This window comes from Bradyrhizobium sp. IAR9 (assembly GCF_013408065.1).
Classification (GTDB): Bacteria; Pseudomonadota; Alphaproteobacteria; order Rhizobiales; family Xanthobacteraceae; genus Bradyrhizobium.
In genome coordinates this window covers 264,009-280,408 of the sequence record NZ_JACBZW010000013.1, presented here as the reverse complement: position 1 = coordinate 280,408, position 16,400 = coordinate 264,009, and the positions used below count along the sequence as shown (strand labels likewise).

At 62.1% G+C, this 16,400-nt stretch carries 23 protein-coding genes; 17 read left to right on the top strand and 6 right to left on the bottom strand.

Features of this window, described 5'->3' with window-relative positions; all coding sequences use genetic code 11:
• Nucleotides 1–348: 348 nt before the first annotated feature.
• The 4 genes from GGD67_RS29820 to GGD67_RS29805 all read left to right on the top strand — a co-directional run bounded on the left by GGD67_RS29820 (nt 349) and on the right by GGD67_RS29805 (nt 2,190).
• Complete coding sequence (locus GGD67_RS29820; RefSeq protein WP_179737868.1) at nt 349–846, top strand: YkgB family protein; 498 nt, start codon at nt 349–351, stop codon at nt 844–846.
• 492 nt (nt 847–1,338) lie between these two features.
• Complete coding sequence (locus GGD67_RS29815) at nt 1,339–1,521, top strand: hypothetical protein (protein WP_179737866.1); 183 nt, start codon at nt 1,339–1,341, stop codon at nt 1,519–1,521.
• Between the two features lie 28 nt (nt 1,522–1,549).
• Nucleotides 1,550–1,810 (top strand): PepSY domain-containing protein, encoded by a 261-nt coding sequence (locus GGD67_RS29810; protein WP_092262643.1) that lies wholly within the window; start codon nt 1,550–1,552, stop codon nt 1,808–1,810.
• A gap of 218 nt (nt 1,811–2,028) precedes the next feature.
• The gene (locus GGD67_RS29805) at nt 2,029–2,190 is read left to right on the top strand and encodes a hypothetical protein (protein ID WP_179737864.1); all 162 of its coding nucleotides are present in this window, start codon (nt 2,029–2,031) and stop codon (nt 2,188–2,190) included.
• A 283-nt stretch (nt 2,191–2,473) separates the two neighbouring features.
• On the opposite strand, the gene GGD67_RS29800 is transcribed toward GGD67_RS29805, so the two are convergent.
• Complete coding sequence (locus tag GGD67_RS29800) at nt 2,474–2,659, bottom strand: hypothetical protein (RefSeq protein ID WP_179737862.1); 186 nt, start codon at nt 2,657–2,659, stop codon at nt 2,474–2,476.
• A gap of 393 nt (nt 2,660–3,052) precedes the next feature.
• Entirely contained in the window at nt 3,053–3,253 is a 201-nt protein-coding gene (locus tag GGD67_RS29795) for a hypothetical protein (RefSeq protein ID WP_179737860.1), read from the bottom strand.
• Between the two features lie 208 nt (nt 3,254–3,461).
• On the opposite strand from GGD67_RS29795, the gene GGD67_RS29790 reads away from it, so the two are divergent.
• The gene (locus GGD67_RS29790) at nt 3,462–3,626 is read left to right on the top strand and encodes a helix-turn-helix domain-containing protein (RefSeq protein WP_246784331.1); all 165 of its coding nucleotides are present in this window, start codon (nt 3,462–3,464) and stop codon (nt 3,624–3,626) included.
• Nucleotides 3,627–3,646: 20 nt separating this feature from the next.
• Here the strand turns inward: GGD67_RS29790 and GGD67_RS29785 are convergent, their stop codons facing one another.
• Nucleotides 3,647–5,029 carry a tyrosine-type recombinase/integrase gene (locus GGD67_RS29785; protein WP_179737856.1) on the bottom strand — a complete coding sequence of 461 codons (1,383 nt, stop codon included), beginning with the start codon at nt 5,027–5,029 and terminating at the stop codon, nt 3,647–3,649.
• A gap of 293 nt (nt 5,030–5,322) precedes the next feature.
• On the opposite strand from GGD67_RS29785, the gene GGD67_RS29780 reads away from it, so the two are divergent.
• Nucleotides 5,323–5,553 carry a hypothetical protein gene (locus GGD67_RS29780; RefSeq protein WP_177237518.1) on the top strand — a complete coding sequence of 77 codons (231 nt, stop codon included), beginning with the start codon at nt 5,323–5,325 and terminating at the stop codon, nt 5,551–5,553.
• A 38-nt stretch (nt 5,554–5,591) separates the two neighbouring features.
• Complete coding sequence (locus GGD67_RS29775) at nt 5,592–5,990, top strand: hypothetical protein (protein WP_179737854.1); 399 nt, start codon at nt 5,592–5,594, stop codon at nt 5,988–5,990.
• Nucleotides 5,991–6,034: 44 nt separating this feature from the next.
• Here GGD67_RS29775 and GGD67_RS29770 read toward each other — a convergent pair whose 3' ends face one another.
• On the bottom strand, nt 6,035–6,601 hold the full coding sequence (locus GGD67_RS29770; RefSeq protein ID WP_179737852.1) for an SET domain-containing protein: 567 nt from the start codon (nt 6,599–6,601) through the stop codon (nt 6,035–6,037).
• A 163-nt stretch (nt 6,602–6,764) separates the two neighbouring features.
• Here GGD67_RS29770 and GGD67_RS29765 point away from each other — a divergent pair, with 163 nt between their 5' ends.
• Complete coding sequence (locus GGD67_RS29765; protein ID WP_179737887.1) at nt 6,765–7,370, top strand: hypothetical protein; 606 nt, start codon at nt 6,765–6,767, stop codon at nt 7,368–7,370.
• Nucleotides 7,371–7,393: 23 nt separating this feature from the next.
• On the opposite strand, the gene GGD67_RS29760 is transcribed toward GGD67_RS29765, so the two are convergent.
• Nucleotides 7,394–8,122, bottom strand: a complete 729-nt coding sequence (locus GGD67_RS29760; RefSeq protein WP_179737851.1) for a TetR/AcrR family transcriptional regulator — start codon at nt 8,120–8,122, stop codon at nt 7,394–7,396.
• Between the two features lie 106 nt (nt 8,123–8,228).
• Between GGD67_RS29760 and GGD67_RS29755 the strand changes: the two genes are divergently transcribed.
• From GGD67_RS29755 to GGD67_RS29730, 6 genes are all read left to right on the top strand, one after another.
• On the top strand, nt 8,229–9,626 hold the full coding sequence (locus tag GGD67_RS29755) for a carotenoid oxygenase family protein (protein WP_179737849.1): 1,398 nt from the start codon (nt 8,229–8,231) through the stop codon (nt 9,624–9,626).
• Nucleotides 9,627–9,707: 81 nt separating this feature from the next.
• Complete coding sequence (locus GGD67_RS29750) at nt 9,708–9,980, top strand: hypothetical protein (RefSeq protein WP_018321880.1); 273 nt, start codon at nt 9,708–9,710, stop codon at nt 9,978–9,980.
• A gap of 76 nt (nt 9,981–10,056) precedes the next feature.
• A complete protein-coding gene (locus GGD67_RS29745) occupies nt 10,057–10,632 on the top strand; it encodes a hypothetical protein (protein WP_179737847.1) in 576 nt (191 codons plus the stop codon).
• 12 nt (nt 10,633–10,644) lie between these two features.
• Complete coding sequence (locus GGD67_RS29740) at nt 10,645–11,199, top strand: inner membrane-spanning protein YciB (protein WP_179737845.1); 555 nt, start codon at nt 10,645–10,647, stop codon at nt 11,197–11,199.
• Between the two features lie 106 nt (nt 11,200–11,305).
• Complete coding sequence (locus tag GGD67_RS29735; protein ID WP_018321877.1) at nt 11,306–11,602, top strand: hypothetical protein; 297 nt, start codon at nt 11,306–11,308, stop codon at nt 11,600–11,602.
• A 14-nt stretch (nt 11,603–11,616) separates the two neighbouring features.
• Nucleotides 11,617–12,537 carry an SH3 domain-containing protein gene (locus GGD67_RS29730; RefSeq protein ID WP_179737843.1) on the top strand — a complete coding sequence of 307 codons (921 nt, stop codon included), beginning with the start codon at nt 11,617–11,619 and terminating at the stop codon, nt 12,535–12,537.
• A gap of 180 nt (nt 12,538–12,717) precedes the next feature.
• On the opposite strand, the gene GGD67_RS29725 is transcribed toward GGD67_RS29730, so the two are convergent.
• Entirely contained in the window at nt 12,718–14,373 is a 1,656-nt protein-coding gene (locus GGD67_RS29725; RefSeq protein WP_179737842.1) for a fumarate hydratase, read from the bottom strand.
• Between the two features lie 210 nt (nt 14,374–14,583).
• Between GGD67_RS29725 and GGD67_RS29720 the strand changes: the two genes are divergently transcribed.
• The 3 genes from GGD67_RS29720 to GGD67_RS29710 all read left to right on the top strand — a co-directional run bounded on the left by GGD67_RS29720 (nt 14,584) and on the right by GGD67_RS29710 (nt 16,327).
• On the top strand, nt 14,584–15,057 hold the full coding sequence (locus tag GGD67_RS29720) for a hypothetical protein (protein ID WP_028142782.1): 474 nt from the start codon (nt 14,584–14,586) through the stop codon (nt 15,055–15,057).
• 305 nt (nt 15,058–15,362) lie between these two features.
• On the top strand, nt 15,363–15,536 hold the full coding sequence (locus tag GGD67_RS29715) for a hypothetical protein (protein ID WP_018321873.1): 174 nt from the start codon (nt 15,363–15,365) through the stop codon (nt 15,534–15,536).
• Nucleotides 15,537–15,652: 116 nt separating this feature from the next.
• The gene (locus tag GGD67_RS29710) at nt 15,653–16,327 is read left to right on the top strand and encodes an isoprenylcysteine carboxylmethyltransferase family protein (RefSeq protein WP_179737840.1); all 675 of its coding nucleotides are present in this window, start codon (nt 15,653–15,655) and stop codon (nt 16,325–16,327) included.
• Nucleotides 16,328–16,400: the final 73 nt, after the last annotated feature.

Here is a 16,400-nt window from a genome sequence, read left to right as displayed (position 1 = left end):
AGCGCTTCATTCCAGCCCCCCGCAAATCGTGCGGGAATCATATCGCGCGAATCACATCAAGCGCAGCGTTTTCACACAGCCAGGGTCACAAGCGGTCGTCGGGCGAGCGCGGCCCCACGTCTGCTCTACCGACGATAACGGACATCACGACGTGATTACCATGGTTCGGCTAAGGGCCAGAAGCGGTCCGCTCTACGGGTCGTGGCGTACTTCTATTCCCACCTGATCCGCACAAAATCGTGACCCTTCGTCGAACGACCCGCGCGTAACGAGCCAATCGAGCCTGCGTATTAGCCAGTAGCCTGTGACGAGGAAGATCACAGCGCGCTGATCGAATGCGAGGGATAGATGAAGGAAGCGTTCAATGTTGCCGAGACCGGTTCGGGACCATACAAGGTGCTGGCCCTCTTGCGATGGGTCATGGTGATCATCTTCGTTTCGTTTGGAATGCAGAAGTTTACACCTCAGTCAGCACAAGGTATCGCCGAATTCATCATCAACAGTCCTTTCATCTCCTGGCTATCCGTGCTCGGCTTGAGAGGTGAGGCTTATTTCCTTGGCGTAACGGAGTTTGTGATTGCGGCACTGCTCGTGGCAGGTGCGTTCAATCCAATGCTCTCGGCTGTTGGCTCGTTTTTTGGCATTGTTACGTTTGCCATCACGTGGTCATTCTTCTTCACGACACCCGGCGTGGTAACGTGGAGCCTGTCGTCCGATCCGATGGCTTGGAATTTGGCGGGCGAGTTCCTGTTCAAGGATATCGTCCTGTTGTGTGTCTGCATCGTGCTGTTTCTTGCATCGCTGCCCAGAGCGAGGATGTGGTTGAGCAGCAATCCGTCGCCGTAGGCGTCAGATGCGAGCTTGCGTCACAACGCGCCTATCGGTGAGCACAACAGGCTCGGCGAACACAGGAAACGCGAGTTCCGCTACGGGTCAAAGGCTGACCCTGGGCAACTCCACGATGCTATTCCACTCACCGCCCGGAAGCGGACAATGCATGGCCAGGGGGCTAATAGCTGACATCCAGACCGCGCCGGAACGGCTCAAGGGTCCTAGTCGCAGGTGGGCGTAATGCGAAACTCAACAACCTCCGGCAGGCCACGCAAATGACTAGCGAGTCGTTCGGCATTGCTGCTGTTGCGGCTTTTGATCGTCATCCGATACTCGGATTGCTGCCCGCCCTCGTCTTGCCAAAGCTGACAAAATGGCAGGCTACACCTCCGGAAAATAATCCCATTCCCATTCGGCCCGTCCTGGTGTTATGATTTCTGCGGTATCGTGCCATTGATCCCGGCCTCAACAAGCTTTCTCGAACTCCTGCGAGGGGCGGAGCGCGCGATGGTGAAGCAAGCCAAGTTTTTCCGGAAACAGGCAAAAACGGCTGAGCGTATGGCGCTGGCCTACTCTGATGCCGAACTCTCGCAGAACTTCCTAAATATGGCCAAGGCTTATCGCAGCCAAGCGGACGTGCTCAAGGCTAAGGAAAAGTCGAAAGCCAAGAAAAAATCGAACAAGAAGTGAGGCTCGGTAAGATAACAGGAGTTTTGTCATGAATAGAGCGGCTGCTATTTTCGCCATCACCCTTTCATTCGGTGCGGTGGATTTCGCGAGAGCCGATCAGCCGGGACCGGACTGGATGCCAGCTCAGGAAGTGATCGAGAAGGCTCTCAAGTCAGGCTATACGCAGGTGACCAAATTAGAAGCCGACGACGGCCGATGGGAAGGTGAAGGCGTCAAGAATGGCCAGAGAATGGAATTTCACGCCGATGCCAAGACCGGCGCGATCACGTCCGAAAAACTGGATGACTAGGCCGTGTACTCGGCCGCCGCCTGATGTAAGCAGCAATCTTCCAATGTCGCTGAAGGCCACAAGCCGCCCTCGGCAGCTCGCATCGCCAATATCGGCTCAACTCTCGAAAGCGGACAGTGCGAGACCAAGAGCGAAAGTCAGCTAAGGGCTAGAAGCGGACCAATCAGGCCTTCACCGAAAGGGGAGCAAAAACGACATGTTCACTCCCTCTGTGCCGCATGTTCAGTTTCGTCAAGCCAGCGGACAACGGCCGCAGCATCGTCCTTGCTCGGTACCAGCCAATCGACCGCAAGCAGGCAACCTTCGAGGACAATGAAGGCAGCCAGGCCGCCGAGCCAACCGAAGAAGACGATGGAAAAGGTTGCATTGTGCTCTCCTGAAAGGTTCCGAAGCCTAGCCTCAAAGGGCGCTAACCGTCCACTCCCCTCCGGGGATCGATCGTGCTACACACCGCCGATGTCAGAAGCTGAAAATAATCACCCAGAATCTGAAAAGAATGTCCCAGAACCAAAGTGCGCTAAGTGCCGGACCATCCCTACGCTAGTCCAAACGGTCCTCGATCCTAGTAAGGGCCGGTCCGTTCGCCTGTTTAGCTGCAGTTGTGGAGAGCGCGTGTGGGACGATTAGAGTGTCACTCTCCACCCGGCCCGACTTCTCGGACTGTCAGTTCGGGGCGCTAGTGACGCCGCGCTTGTGAAGTTCAATCATTCTCCTGGCGACAAGTTCACAAACGGGATCGTTACGATCTATCAGGCCGAGCTTCCTCAAGGCATGATTGAAGGCCAGTTGAAGAATGGGTTGTTGCTTGGGAGTGAAATTGGTGTTCGCGATCAGACGCAAGATCGGCATAACCGTGCTCCACTGGCTGTCGGAGGTCCGATTAGCCGTCGTTCAGTTGGTCCACTTGGGATCGTCCTCGTGCTCGAGGGCTTCCGCCAGTCTGGTCCAGTCGTCAGCGAGGTCCAGCCACGCAGCTTCATCAAAGTCGCTTCGGGCGTACCTAGCGTTTGAGCGGCAATCTTTCGCTCTCTTGCGGCATCTTTCGATCAGCTCTTTCCGCACAGCGGCAGCGCTTAAGTCGGCGGCTTGAGGCCGGGCGAATTGAGCCGCTCGGTCACGTGCGCGGCGGTTACGTCCTGGCGGGCCTTCCGCAGCACGCTATCGCGCTCGGGACCAGGGGCAAGCGTTGCCGCCACCTTGCGCAGCTCGGTTGCTTCTTCAGCAAGGCACTCTTCGAGGGGGTCACACCAATAGATGACGCAAAAAGCCAGTCACCGGAAAATGATCCATCTCTTCTTCTCCTATTCTCACTGGCTCACAATGAGGCTCGGCTCCTTCAGTTACCTCATAATGCTCGAAGCTTTCTTTACTTTCACTAGAATGACGAGCCAACGCTGTGATTGCATGAATTGACGCAGAGCCTTCTTCCGTTGGATTCGTCATCTCTTGCGATCGCGAACCTGGCTGTCGAAACCAAGTTCACAGAGGCGGATGACAGGCGCGCTGCTCCAAAGCACGATGACGGCTTGCTTTTGCGCGAACCGCGATGTCGGTCCCGACTTGGGCGGCGGACAAGGATGAACAGTCGAACACGAGGAAGGTTTCAATGACAACGACAGACGGGCCCCCTCAGAAAAGGACTCTAATTCCGTTGAAGAAGGCGTTGGAGCGCGGCGGTTTCGGTCGGACCAAGGCCTACGAGCTAATCAAGAAGGGAAAAATCATCGCCTACAAAATGGAGGGCCAGACCATGGTTGATGCCGCTTCGATCGACGCCTATCATATGAGCCTCCCTCGCATCGAGCCGAGCGGATGAAGAGATGCGCTCTAACCTAGCTAGTTCGCCAACCTTTCATGGGTTACCTCGATCGGTACAATCTTTTTTGGATCAGCAAAGCTGTCGATCCGGTCCGCCCAATGCTGCATCAGCTTGGTGCGTGAACCGATCAATGCCAGCGGTCCATGCCGTTTGTAAGTCGCCTTTACAGAGTCGCTTTCGAGATGCGCCAACTGTAGTTCGATGACATCGCTGTCCCACGCCTTGGCTTCATTGACCTCCTCATGATGGCAAAGGGTCGAGAACGTGGTGCGGAAGCCATGGGCGCAATGTTCGGTCTTGGTGTCGATGCCGAGCGTTCGCAGCCGATGACAGAGCGTTCTGCTGGACAGCGGTGTGTCTTTGGCACAAGCGAAAACGTAGCGCCGACTGCCGGTGATCTGCTGCACGCGCTGTAGGATCGTGAAGGCTTGCCGCGACAGCGGCACGACATGGTCCCATCCGGTTTTCATCTTTGCCGCCGGGATGGTCCAGCGCTTGGCATCCCAATCGATTTCGGTCCATTCCATGTCGTTGATCATGCCGGGTCGAGGGACCGTCAACGCATTGACCCGGAGGGCATCACCGACCACATCGCCAAATCTGGTCTTCTCCCAAGGCGGCATGATTAGCCTGAAGAGACGAACCACATCCTGCGGCTCAGTGACGCCAGGGCGTGGTGTCGAGACGTGGACACTGAGTTGCTTCTTGCAGGCACGGAACGGATTGTAGCCGTCGCCTTCGAGGTCGGCGTAGTCGCAGACTTGCTCACCGATACTGTGGACCCGGTCACGGGTCTCTAACCTACCCTCAGCCTGCATCGCCCGAAAGAAGGCAAGCACGTCAGGACGCTTGATGTCCGGCCGGTAGAGCTTGCCGAAACGATCCTTCAGGTAGCCGGCCCATCTTTCGAGTAGCGCGATGGTTTCGGGACTGCGCACGGTGACAAGCCTGCCACGTTTGATCTTCTCGGTTTTCTTCTCGGCAAGCCATTCGTCGATCCACGCGCCGAATGGGCGTTCAGCTGCCTGGCGATGCCGTTCGAATTGCTTTTCGATTGAGGGATCGACCGGCCTGTCTTGTGCGAGCAGGGCCTTTGCGGTGTCACGTTTCTGGCGGGCTGTGGCGAGCGAGACGGTGCCATCGTTGCCGTTTCCGTAAGACCCGATGGAGTAGGTCTTCTGCCTGCCGTGAAAGCGATAGGCCATCCGCCAGAGCTTGGAGCCGGCCTTGCCCGGCCTGTTCGGGTCTGGCGTGATCAAGAGATAGAGACCGCCGCCAGTCACGTCCGAAATCTTGGTGGCTCTCCACGCGCCGTTCTCAAACTTCGGTCGGGCGACGCGGCAGTCGACATCGGTCCTGATCTGTTCGGGAGCGGCGTGCTCCTCCTTGTTGCGTGCCATCTGCTTTGGATTTCCTTTTATTCGGAATATCGAAAGTTGCCAAGAACGTTTGTTCTTCCGGTACCAACAGATACCAACAAAAGTGCCAACAAATCGGATGACTAGGAGCGTATGAGAACAAACAGTGACGAACACCGATGTACGTAGAAGCATTTGTTTTTCAAGGGATTTTGTGCACCTCGCGAATAGCGTCGAACAATTTAGAACCGTCTTGAATAGGCGCCTTTCTTACCCACGAGGTAATCGAATTGGCCCGCGGGCCGGCGCATCTTCAGTGGCGACAGGAGATGACCATGATCGCGCTGCTGCTCTACCGGACCGTCGCAGACCACCTTGTTCCCTGGGCCACGGCCTTCGCAACGCGGATGCTGGCGCGCAGCCTCAACATGCCGGAGCCGCTGGTGCATTCGACCGGCGACTACGTGCTCGCGCAGGTTACAGCCTTCGAGCACGGCGTCGGCAGGAGCCTTTGTCCGTTCCGCATCGCCCGCCTGCTCCGCGCCTGGTGGCGCGCATGGCACTGAGTTTCACCCCGAGCCCACCCCAACCATGGAGACCTCTGATGATCGACGCTTCCACCTTCCTGCGCCGCGCCCTGTTGGCCGACGCCATCTTCAGCGGCGTTGCCGCCCTCGGCTTCACTTTCGGCGCGAGCGCGTTCGCTGCTCTGTTCAACCTGCCCGAAGTGCTGCTGCGCGAGACCGGCCTGTTCCTGATCGCCTACGCCGCGCTGGTCGGCTGGCTGACATCACGGGCCTCGGTGGCGAAGGCGCTCGTGCTGCTGGTCGTGATCGGCAATGCGGCCTGGACCGTCGGCAGCATTGCGCTGCTGCTCTCCGGCGCGGTGTCGCCGAATCTTGCCGGCGCGCTCATGGTCGTCGCGCAGGCGATCGCCACCGGCGTGTTCGCCGAGCTGCAATATGTGGGATTGCGGAGAAGTGCGAGCGTTGTGGCGGCTTGAGGCCCGGGCTTGGCCGCGCATCAGTCGCGGCCATCGCGCCTCGGCTACGCCTTGGCGCGGCCGACCTTGCCGGCAAAGTGCTTGCCGTTCAGCTTCTTCTTTTTCACGGACGCGGTTTTGGCGCCCCCCTTCTGCGCCTTGCGCTCCGTGCGCGCCTTCACCTTGGCGCGCTCGGCCCGCGCCTCGGCGCGCAGCTTCTTGCGTTTCTTCTCGCAAGACTCGCACTTGCAACCGATCGGCTTCAGATAGGCTTTGAAATAGTCGGTGCCGTAATCGTAATTGATCTCGTCGCCCGGCTCGATGTTCTTGATGGCGCGGATGAAGACCTTGCGCTCGCGCGGCCGGACGTCGGACTCGGCGTTGGGCCGGCAGGAGTGGTTGATGTAGCGGGCGAGGTTCTTGCGCACCGAACCGTCGATGGTCCAGCGGCCATTGAGCTCGAACAGGTACTTATTCTCGATGTCGTCCTGCTCGGGGATCCGCGAATCTAGGATCGGTCCGAAATAGCGGATGATCCGGGTGCCCTTCTTGATCGGCTTGGTGGCGAAGAGGCCGAGCCCGGTCTTGGAGCGGCCGACGCGATAGGGTTTTTGCGAGGAGATGGCTGGCATGATCAAGTAAAGGAGGACGCGAACGAGGCTGGAAGAGCCCAAGCGAAGCCGCTCTTCTAGAACGATTCCGCGCCGCTGTCAGGTCTATCGCACACCTGTTTGAACCTTGCCCACAATGAAGACGTCTGATGCTACGGAGTTCCCTGCGCTCGAGGCCCTCATGATGAACCGCATCACCTGCATCGGCCTGGCCGTCGTGATGATCTGCATCGGCCTGAACAGCGCCGCCGCCCAATCCGTGGGCAGCACATACACCTCGACCGCGCCCAAGGATTGCCGCAAGATCGGCAAGCCCAGCGAGCTCGACGGCAGCACGACGCGCATCTGTCCGGGCAAGGACGGCCTCCTGGTGCTGATTGCCGAGGACGATCTTCGCGAAATCGTCTCGGTCGGCCGCAATCGCAGGGCTGCGGCCGAGGAACCGGCGGCCAAGGTCTGGTTCGCCCCGTTCAATTCGTCGGAGACCACGATCGAATGGCGTACCATGGGCGCAAAGCCGTTTGCGATCATCCAGCGCTGGCACATCGCCGATAACGCCGATCCCGACAAGCAGGGCCGGCCCAACACCAAGGCCATGCTGGTCGTGACCCGGCTGCCGCCGAGCCCGGTCTGTCACGTCGCCTATGTCGATGCGATCGCCAATCCCGCCGCCAACGAGCTTGCGCGCAAGGCTGCGGACGATTTCGCCCGCGGCTTTGCCTGCGGCAAGGACGAGGTGAAGATCATCGGCACGCGCGGCCGCGCCGTCGAGCTGGCGACGATGCGCTAGAGCGTTTTCGGGCTCAACAGTCTTTACACGGGAAGTTTCGTGCTGATGGGCGCCGTCAGCATCGCCTCCAGCAGGCGTTCGGCCGTCGTCCCCTCGGGCAGCCGCCCGAGGATGTCCTCGAGCCGTCCATCGAGCAGCAACATGGTGAAACCGTGCACCATCGACCAGGCGCGCGCGATCGCGGCGCCCTGGTTCAGCGTCAGCGCGTCTTCGCTGATCTGCTCCTGCCGCATCATGCCGATGGCGTTGGCAAGGCCCGCGAAGGAGGCTTCGGCGGCCTCGTGCAGCGAGGGTCTCGAATAATCCAGCCGCTCGGTGCGGAACATGATGCCGTACATGCCGGGATGCGCCTGCGCATAGGCGACATAGGCCTTCGGCCGCGCCAGCGCGCGCGCGAGCGGCGTGGTGGCGGCGTCGGACGACGAGGCCATCGCGGCGTTGAACTGGCGGAAGCCCACGGCCGCGAGTTCGCTGAGCAGGCCGGTGAGATCGCCGAAATGATGGGTCGGCGCGGCATGCGAGACGCCCGCCTCGCGCGCCACCGCGCGCAATGTGAGACCGGCGAGCCCGTCGCGTTCCAGCACCCGTTCGGCGGCCTTGAGCAGCGCCTCGCGCAGGGCGCCGTGATGGTACGGCGACTCGGTCTTCGCGCTCGCCGCGCCGCGCCTTGGGCGCGATGCCGCAGTCGACGTTGTCTTGCTGGGGGCACGCGCGCTTCGCGCCGTTTCGCTCTTGGTATCGGTCTTGGCCATTTGCAAGCTATATGACGCAATATTGACAGTGTAAAGATTTCGCTTGACCGATGCGGCAATCGGCGCTATCTGATCTTTACGATGTAAAGATAGGGAGGGATACGCCGTGCAGCACGACGCCGTCGCCGAGCGCCGCAACAATATCGCGCCGATCCCGTTTGAAGCGGACGCGCCATTCCTGAAGATCATCGGCGAATTGCCGCGCGAGCTGAACGGCGTGCTCTACCGCAACGGTCCCAATCCGCAGTTCGATTCCCCCGGCGCGCATTGGTTCGTCGGCGACGGCATGCTGCACGCCTTCCATCTCCAGAACGGCCGCGCCAGCTATCGCAACCGCTGGGTCCGCACGCCGAAATGGCTCGCCGAGCACGATGCCGGCCGCGCTTTGTTCGGCGGCTTCGGCCGCAAGCTGCCGGACGCGCCGGCTGATCTCACCGATGGCGGCGTCGCCAACACCAACATCATCTTCCATGCCGGCAAGCTGCTGGCGCTGGAAGAAGCGCATCTGCCGACCGAGATCGAGCCGGGCACGCTGGCGACGCGCGGCTATCACAACTACCAGGGCCGCGTCGCCGGCAGCTTCACGGCGCACCCGAAGATCGATCCGGTGACCGGCGAGCTCGTGTTCTTCGGCTACAACGCGGCGGGGCCACTGACGCCTGCCCTCTCCTACGGCTCGATCGATGCCGCCGGCAAGGCGACGCGCTTCGAGCGGTTCGAGGCGCCCTATGCCAGCATGGTGCACGACTTCATCGTCACCGCGAACCATGTGCTGTTTCCGATCCTGCCGATCACAGGCAGCATGGAGCGCGCGATGCGCGGGCAGCCGCCCTATGCCTGGGAGCCGGACAAGGGCGCCTATGTCGGCGTGATGAAGCGGAGCGGCGCGGCAAAGGACATCGTCTGGTTTCGCGGTGAAGCCTGCTACGTCTTCCACATCATGAACGCGTGGGAGGATGATAACCGCATCATCGCCGACGTCATGCAGTTCGAGGAAGCGCCGTTGTTTCCGCATCCCGACGGCCGGCCGACCGATCCGGAGAAGTCGCGCGCCCGGCACTGCCGCTGGACCTTCGATCTCTCGGGGAATACCGATCGCTTCCAGCAGACCTATCTCGACGATCTCACCGGCGAATTCCCGCGCATCGACGACCGCCACGCCGGGTTGAAAAATCGCCACGGCTGGTACGCCTGCGCCAATCCGCGCCAGCCGATGTTCGGCGCGCTCTCCGGCGTCGTCCATGTCGACGGCAACGGAAGGCGTCTCGGCCATTATCTGCTGCCCGCCGGCGACACCATCTCCGAGCCGGTGTTCGTCGAGCGATCGAAGGATGCGGCTGAGGGCGATGGCTGGCTGCTGGCGGTGGTCTGGCGGGCGCGGGAAAACCGCAGCGACCTCGCCGTGTTCAATGCCACCGATGTCGAAGCGGGTCCCGTCGCGCTGGTGCAGCTCGGCCACCGCGTGCCCGACGGCTTTCACGGCAATTGGGTGGGAGCGCAGTAACTCCCCGCCCTTCTGGGGCGCGCCACTTTGCGCGCGCCCGGAGCCACAGCCGGACGTGTCACCAAAGAGGCCCGTATCCAGATGCCCTCAATCACCGCAGACTTCCTCGCCATCCTCGCCCTGGTCTGCGTCGCGCTCACATTCGAAGTGATCCATCTGCGGCGGAGCGGCCAAGTCATCTTCAACGGCGTCATCTTCAACGGCGGCATCCTGCTCGCCCTCGGCCTCGCGATCGCCTGCGCGCTCCCCATTCTGTCGCGCCTGCCCTGGGCGGAATTGGCCGACGAGGCGTCCGACCAGGCCGTTGCAGCCCTTCATCTTTTGGAGGTTGCCTACGTCATTTTGACACTGTAAAGATTCCCCTTGACCCGACCTCGCCTCTGAACTATTGATCTTTACACCGTAAAGATCGGCCTGACCGAGATAGGCAATGGCGATTTTCCTGATCCTTGCGCCCTACGGCGCTTACAGCCTCCTGATGCTGGTGACGTCGGCCGCGATGAGCGTGTTCGTTGCCTCCGCGATCTGCCTCGGCACCGTCGCAATCGATGTGGCGCGCGGGCGCTCGGTGAAGACCCTGGCCGCAGGCTCGGCGATCGTGTTCGCCGCAATCGGCCTCTACCTCGTGCTGCTCGACCCGCAGCTCGGAACGCTCGGCGTCAAGCTGTGGGTCGATATCGGCATCTTCGTCATCTCGCTCGGCTCGCTGCTGGTCCGCCGTCCCTTCACGTTGCAATATGCGCTTGAAGCAGTGCCGGCCGAGACCGCGGCGATGCCCGGCTTTCTCTATGCCAATTACGTCATCACCGGCGCCTGGACCGTGGCCGCGCTGTTGATGGCGGCTGGCAATCTCGTGCTGCTCTACGTCCCCGGCCTGCCGCTCTGGTCGAGCCTTGCAGTCGCCTTCGCCGCCCGCAACAGCGCCATTTACTTCACAAAATGGTATCCCGAGTATCGCCAGATCAAGTACGGTACGCCTGCCCGCGCATTGCCCAACGCCCACTGAACAGGATTGACGATGAAGGACGTATTCGCCCGCCTCGGCTCCGATCTCTTCTCCGCCATCCTCTTCCTCGTCATTTATCTCATCACCGACAACGTCATCCTGGCGACGTCGGTGGCGATCGCCGGCGCGATCGCGCAGGTGATCCACGCCCGCATCAAGGGCCAGCAACTCAACTACATGACGTATGCGAGTCTCGCGCTCGTCGTCGGACTGGGCGGGATCACTCTGCTGACCAATGATCCCCGCTTCATGATGGCAAAGCCTTCGATTGCGCATTTCGCCATCGGCGCGATCATGCTCAAGCGCGGCTGGATGCTGCGCTACATGCCGCCGATCGTCGTCGAGACCGTTCCGGAATATGTGACGGCTGCGGGCTATGCCTGGGCGCTGCTGATGTTCGTGATCGGCGTCGGCATGATCGTGGTCGCTTCCACGGGCGATCTGAAGCTGTGGGCCTTCTATCTCACGGTGGTGGCCGGCGGCGCCAAGATCCTCGCCTTTGCCGTGCAGTATGTCGTTCTAAGGCTCATCGTCACCAGCCGCCGGCGCGCTGCAGCCCGCGCTTAAATGCCCTATCGCAGGGTTAGGCAGGAGCTGCGAGTTGGGTTATAGGCTCGCTTAAGGACTGGCCGCGGATCGTCGCGGTCCGCCGGGATTTGTTCGGGAGACGGGAATGGCCGTAGACGGCAACTGGAATCTGACCATGACGACGCCGATGGGCGAGCGCCAGACCACGCTGAGCCTGAAGGCCGCCGGCGGCACGCTCACCGGCACGCAGCAGGCGGAAGGTAATACCACCGAAATTTTCGACGGCACCGTCTCCGGCGACAACGTCTCCTGGAAGGTCTCGATCGACAAACCGATGCCGCTCACGCTCGAATTCACCGGGACCGTCTCCGGCGACAGCATCAACGGCGAGATGGGCATCGGCCCGATGGGCAGCTTCCCGTTCACCGGCGCCCGCGCCTAAGGCCGCGCAACATCATGCGCGTGCTTCGTCTCATCGCGGCGACGATGCTGTGCGTCGCGACACAAGCGGCGCGCGCGGATGACACCGAACCGGCGTGGCGCGCAAGCGCGCTCGCCCTGCTCCCGGCAGGCTATGTCGCCGGCGCCGCTTATCGAACCGATGGCTCGATGGGATATCTCGCGGTCTATCCGGCGACGTCGAACGATCCGAAAACACCGGCAAGTGTGTTCGCTGCGCGCCAGGCCCTCGTGGTCACGCTGACGCCGGATGCAACACGCGCCGTGTCAGCCGAGTTGAAGCCGCGCGCGGAGCCCGATCCCGACAATGACGAGACCGATTTCGCAAAGCTGCACGCCGATCTCGCCGCCGGACGTGCAAAGCTGCCCGAGGGCACCGAGCCCTGCAGTCTCGGCGCCTGGTCCGTCGACAAGGACCCTGCTGGCCTCAACGTGCGCGCCGAGCCGTCAGCGACGGCTCGCGTGCTCGGCACGTTGCCGCCGCCCTACCGCTTGAAGTTAGGCGGCGCCGAGAACACGCCCGACGGCGGCTGGCTCACCGAATTCCGTATCATCGGCTTCAAGAACGGCTGGTTTCTGATCGAAGGCGCCAAGCCGCCGGGCAAGGACTACGAGGACGACAAGAAATATCCGCGGAGCGCGCCCAAACCCTATACCGGGCGCGGCTGGGTCGCCTCCAACAAGGTCGGCGCGAGCTACGCCAACGGCTATACGCGCGCGGGCGGGCTGTTCCAGGCTCCCTTCGTCGATGCGAAATGGATGCCGGCCCAGCGCGAGCTCGGCGGCCCGATCGATGGTGACGGCGGCCCGAAGCGCCTGTTCGCCTGCAGCGGCTTCTGGGGTCTGATCGAGAGCCATGACGGCGTCCGCGGCTGGTGGCGCGCGCTGTGCTCCAATCAGGTAACGAACTGCAGTTAGTGAAATAGAGCGACCAAGCACCGCTCTCGTGTCCCGGACGCGGTGCAGCGCATAGCGCTGCTCCGCAGAGCCGGGACCCATCTTTCGCCGATGGACGCCGGATCAGCAGCGCATCACGTTAGCGCGTCGAACACGCGCTAACGCGCTTATGGTGCTGCGCAGCGTCCGGGGAACGCGGCCTCAGCCCAAATTCAATTCCTTGAAGAAGTCGTTGCCCTTGTCGTCGATGATGATGAACGCCGGGAAGTCGACGACTTCGATGCGCCAGATCGCTTCCATGCCGAGCTCGGGATATTCGAGCACCTCGACCTTCTTGATGCAGTGCTCGGCAAGGTTCGCCGCGGCGCCGCCGATCGAGCCGAGATAGAACCCGCCGTATTTCTTACAGGCCTCACGCACGGCCGGCGCGCGGTTGCCCTTGGCCACCATCACCATCGAGCCGCCGGCGGCCTGGAACTGGTCGACGAAGGAATCCATGCGGCCGGCGGTGGTCGGACCGAACGCGCCGGAGGCGTAGCCCTCGGGCGTCTTGGCCGGGCCGGCGTAGTAGACCGGATGGTTCTTGAAATAATCCGGCAGCGGCTCGCCCTTCTCCAGCCGCTCGCGCAGCTTGGCGTGGGCGCTATCGCGCGCCACGATCATGGTACCGGTCATCGAGACCCGGGTCTTGATCGGATACTTCGAGAACGTCGCCAGAATGTCCTTCATCGGCTGGTTGAGGTCGATCTTGACGACCTCGCCGCCGAGCGCCTGCTCGACCTGCGGCAAATATTGCGCCGGGTTGTGCTCGAGCTCCTCGAGATAGACGCCGTCCCTGGTGATCTTGCCGAGCACCTGTCGATCGGCCGAGCAGGACACGCCGAGCCCGATCGGGAGCGATGCGCCGTGACGCGGCATGCGGATCACACGGACGTCGTGGCAGAAGTACTTGCCGCCGAACTGCGCGCCGACGCCGAGGCTCTGCGTCATCTTGTGGATTTCCTTCTCCATCTCGACGTCGCGGAAGGCGTTGCCGTCGGGCGAGCCGTGGGTCGGCAGCGCATCGAGATAGCGCGCGGAGGCGAGCTTCACCGTCTTCATGCAGAGCTCGGCCGAGGTGCCGCCGATCACGATCGCAAGATGATAGGGCGGGCACGCCGCGGTGCCGAGGGTGAGGATCTTTTCCTTCAGGAAAGCCAGCAGCCGGTCCTTGGTCAGCACCGAGGGCGTCGCCTGGAACAGGAAGCTCTTGTTGGCGCTGCCGCCGCCCTTCGCCATGAACATGAACTTGTAGGCGTCATCGCCTTCGGCGTAGATCTCGCACTGCGCCGGCATGTTGTTGGCGGTATTCTTCTCCTCGTACATCGAGAGCGGCGCGACCTGCGAGTAGCGCAGATTGCGGCGCAGGTACGCATCGCGCGCGCCTTCCGACAGCGCCGCCTCGTCGTCGCCGTCAGTGATGACGTTGCAACCCTTTTTGCCCATGATGATCGCGGTGCCGGTGTCCTGGCACATCGGCAGCACGCCGCCCGCGGCGATGTTGGCGTTTTTCAAAAAGTCCAGCGCGACGAACTTGTCGTTCGGGCTGGCCTCGCCGTCCTCCAGGATCGCGCGGAGCTGCTTCAGATGGCCGGGGCGCAAATAATGGTTGATGTCGCCGAAAGCCGCCTCCGACAGCGCCCGCAGCGCCTCGCGCGACACCACCAGCATGTCCTTGCCCAGAACCTTCTCGACCCTGACGCCCTCGGCCGTGATCTTCTTGTAGGGCGTCTCGTCCTTGCCCAGCGGGAACAGCGGGGTGTGCTTGTAGGGCGGAACGGGCTTTGACGGGTCGGGAAAGGCGGTCGGAGCGTTCATGGGCGAATCTCGGGGTTTGGGGCCACGCGCGGGCCCTCGCGTAGAAGCGTTCTAAGCCCATTTTGGACGGAAAAGGAAGGGACCGATACGCATGAGAGCGCGCGGCCAGGGCTCGGGAAGGCATTGGCGCAGCACGTGGAAATGCCCGTTCCCACCCTTGCACTTCGCGCCCGACGACGCTTGAATGCGCGCCCTAAGGGGCTTTTCATCATGACATTGAACTTGAACGTCCGCGGCGCGATCCTGGTCGCCGCCGCCATCACCGGCCTTGTGACCCTCATTTCGCCCGCACGCGCCGACCGCTGCGACGACAGCGCCAAGGAGCTGGCGAACCAGGTCGACCGCCTCAAGGTGAACTTTCGTGCTGCGAACACCGTCTACCTGACGCACCCGGCGGCCAAGGAGCTGTCCGTGGGTTGCCGCGGCGACAAATATTCCATTGAGCTCTATGCCAAGGGTGATCGCAAGCCGACGCCGGAATTCTATGCGCTGGTGGGATCGATGGCGGCGATCGTCTTCACCGTGACCAAGGACGACACCACGACGGGCGCGACACGCTGCCTGAAGCGGATGGGCCTGCTGCGCGGCGACAAGATCAGCATGCGCTATCGGCGACTCAACATGGAATGCACCCGCACCAAGAAGGACGCGTCCATCGCGATCACGCGCGGCAAGGACGAATAGAAGGGCTTCGCTCTTTCCGCGAAGTGATGACGCAACGCGTCGCAACGCTGCCGCTACAAGCTCCGTCGTTGCGAGCGCAGCGAGGCAATCCAGACTGTCTCCGCGGAAGGGCTCTGGATTGCTTCGTCGCAAGGGCTCCTCGCAATGACGGGAGAGGTTCGTCGCCTCCTTTGGCAGCGCGCGGATGAGACGCAAACACGGCCCTCCCGCCACACCAATCCTTCGCATTTTAACGATTGCCTTGAAGGAATTTTCGCTCCTCGCAGCGCAGGGTCAGTTGCTTCCATGTGTGTGAGGATTTGCGGATGAAGGTTTCCACCGTTGCGCCGCCGCCGATCGCGATCGTGGTTCCGAGCTACGACACGACCAAGCAGCAGGACGACCAGACCAAGACCAAGGACGCCGACCCCACCTACAAGCCGCAGCCGCCCGCGCCGCTGCCGCCGGGTCAGGGCACGCGCATCGATCAACTCGCCTGATCAGGTTTGCCTAGGCTGAAGCGCCCGATCCGGTCGATCGGGCCTTTCGTACGTCTGGCCCTATCTTTGCCGGATAGCAAAGCCAACATCGTGCGAGATTGCCGGGGGAGCCGCGCATGATCGCCAGACTGCTGCTGCAGAACACGATCACCACCGCCGCGATGGGCGCGCTGCTGTTCGCCTCCGCAGGGACGCTGCGCTGGCCCTCGGCCTGGGTGTTCCTCGCGACCTGCACCCTGCTCGGCCCGCTCTGCGGCTGGTGGCTCTACCGGATCGATCCGGCGCTGCTCGCCGAGCGGCTGCGGCCGGTGCTGCAGAAGGATCAGCCCGCCGCCGACAAATTGTTCATGAGCGTCTTCGTCGTCGCGATGCTGGCCTGGCTGGTGCTGATAGGCGTCGACCGGCGCCTTCAATCGTCTGACATGCCGGTCGCGCTTCAGGCGTTCGGCCTCGCGCTGTTTCTGGCCTCGACATTGTTCACGATGTGGGTGTTCCGCGAAAACTCGTTCGCTGCTCCCGTGGTCAAGCTGCAAGCCGAGCGCGCGCAACGCGTGATCTCGACCGGCCCCTACGCCCATGTGCGTCATCCCATGTATAGCGGCATGGTCCTGTTCTTCGCCGGCGTGCCGTTGCTGCTGGGCTCGTGGTGGGGACTGGTGATGGTCCCGATTCTGGTCCTCCTGTTCGCGATCCGCATCGGCATAGAGGAACGCACCTTGCGCGAGGGCCTGCCGGGCTATGACGATTACGCGGCGCGGGTGCGCTATCGCCTGATGCCGGGCGTTTGGTGAGCGCGCATCGCGCTGCCTCCTCCGAACGGCTGACGCCTGGGAATGCGGACTTCGCTAGACAGCGGCGGTACGC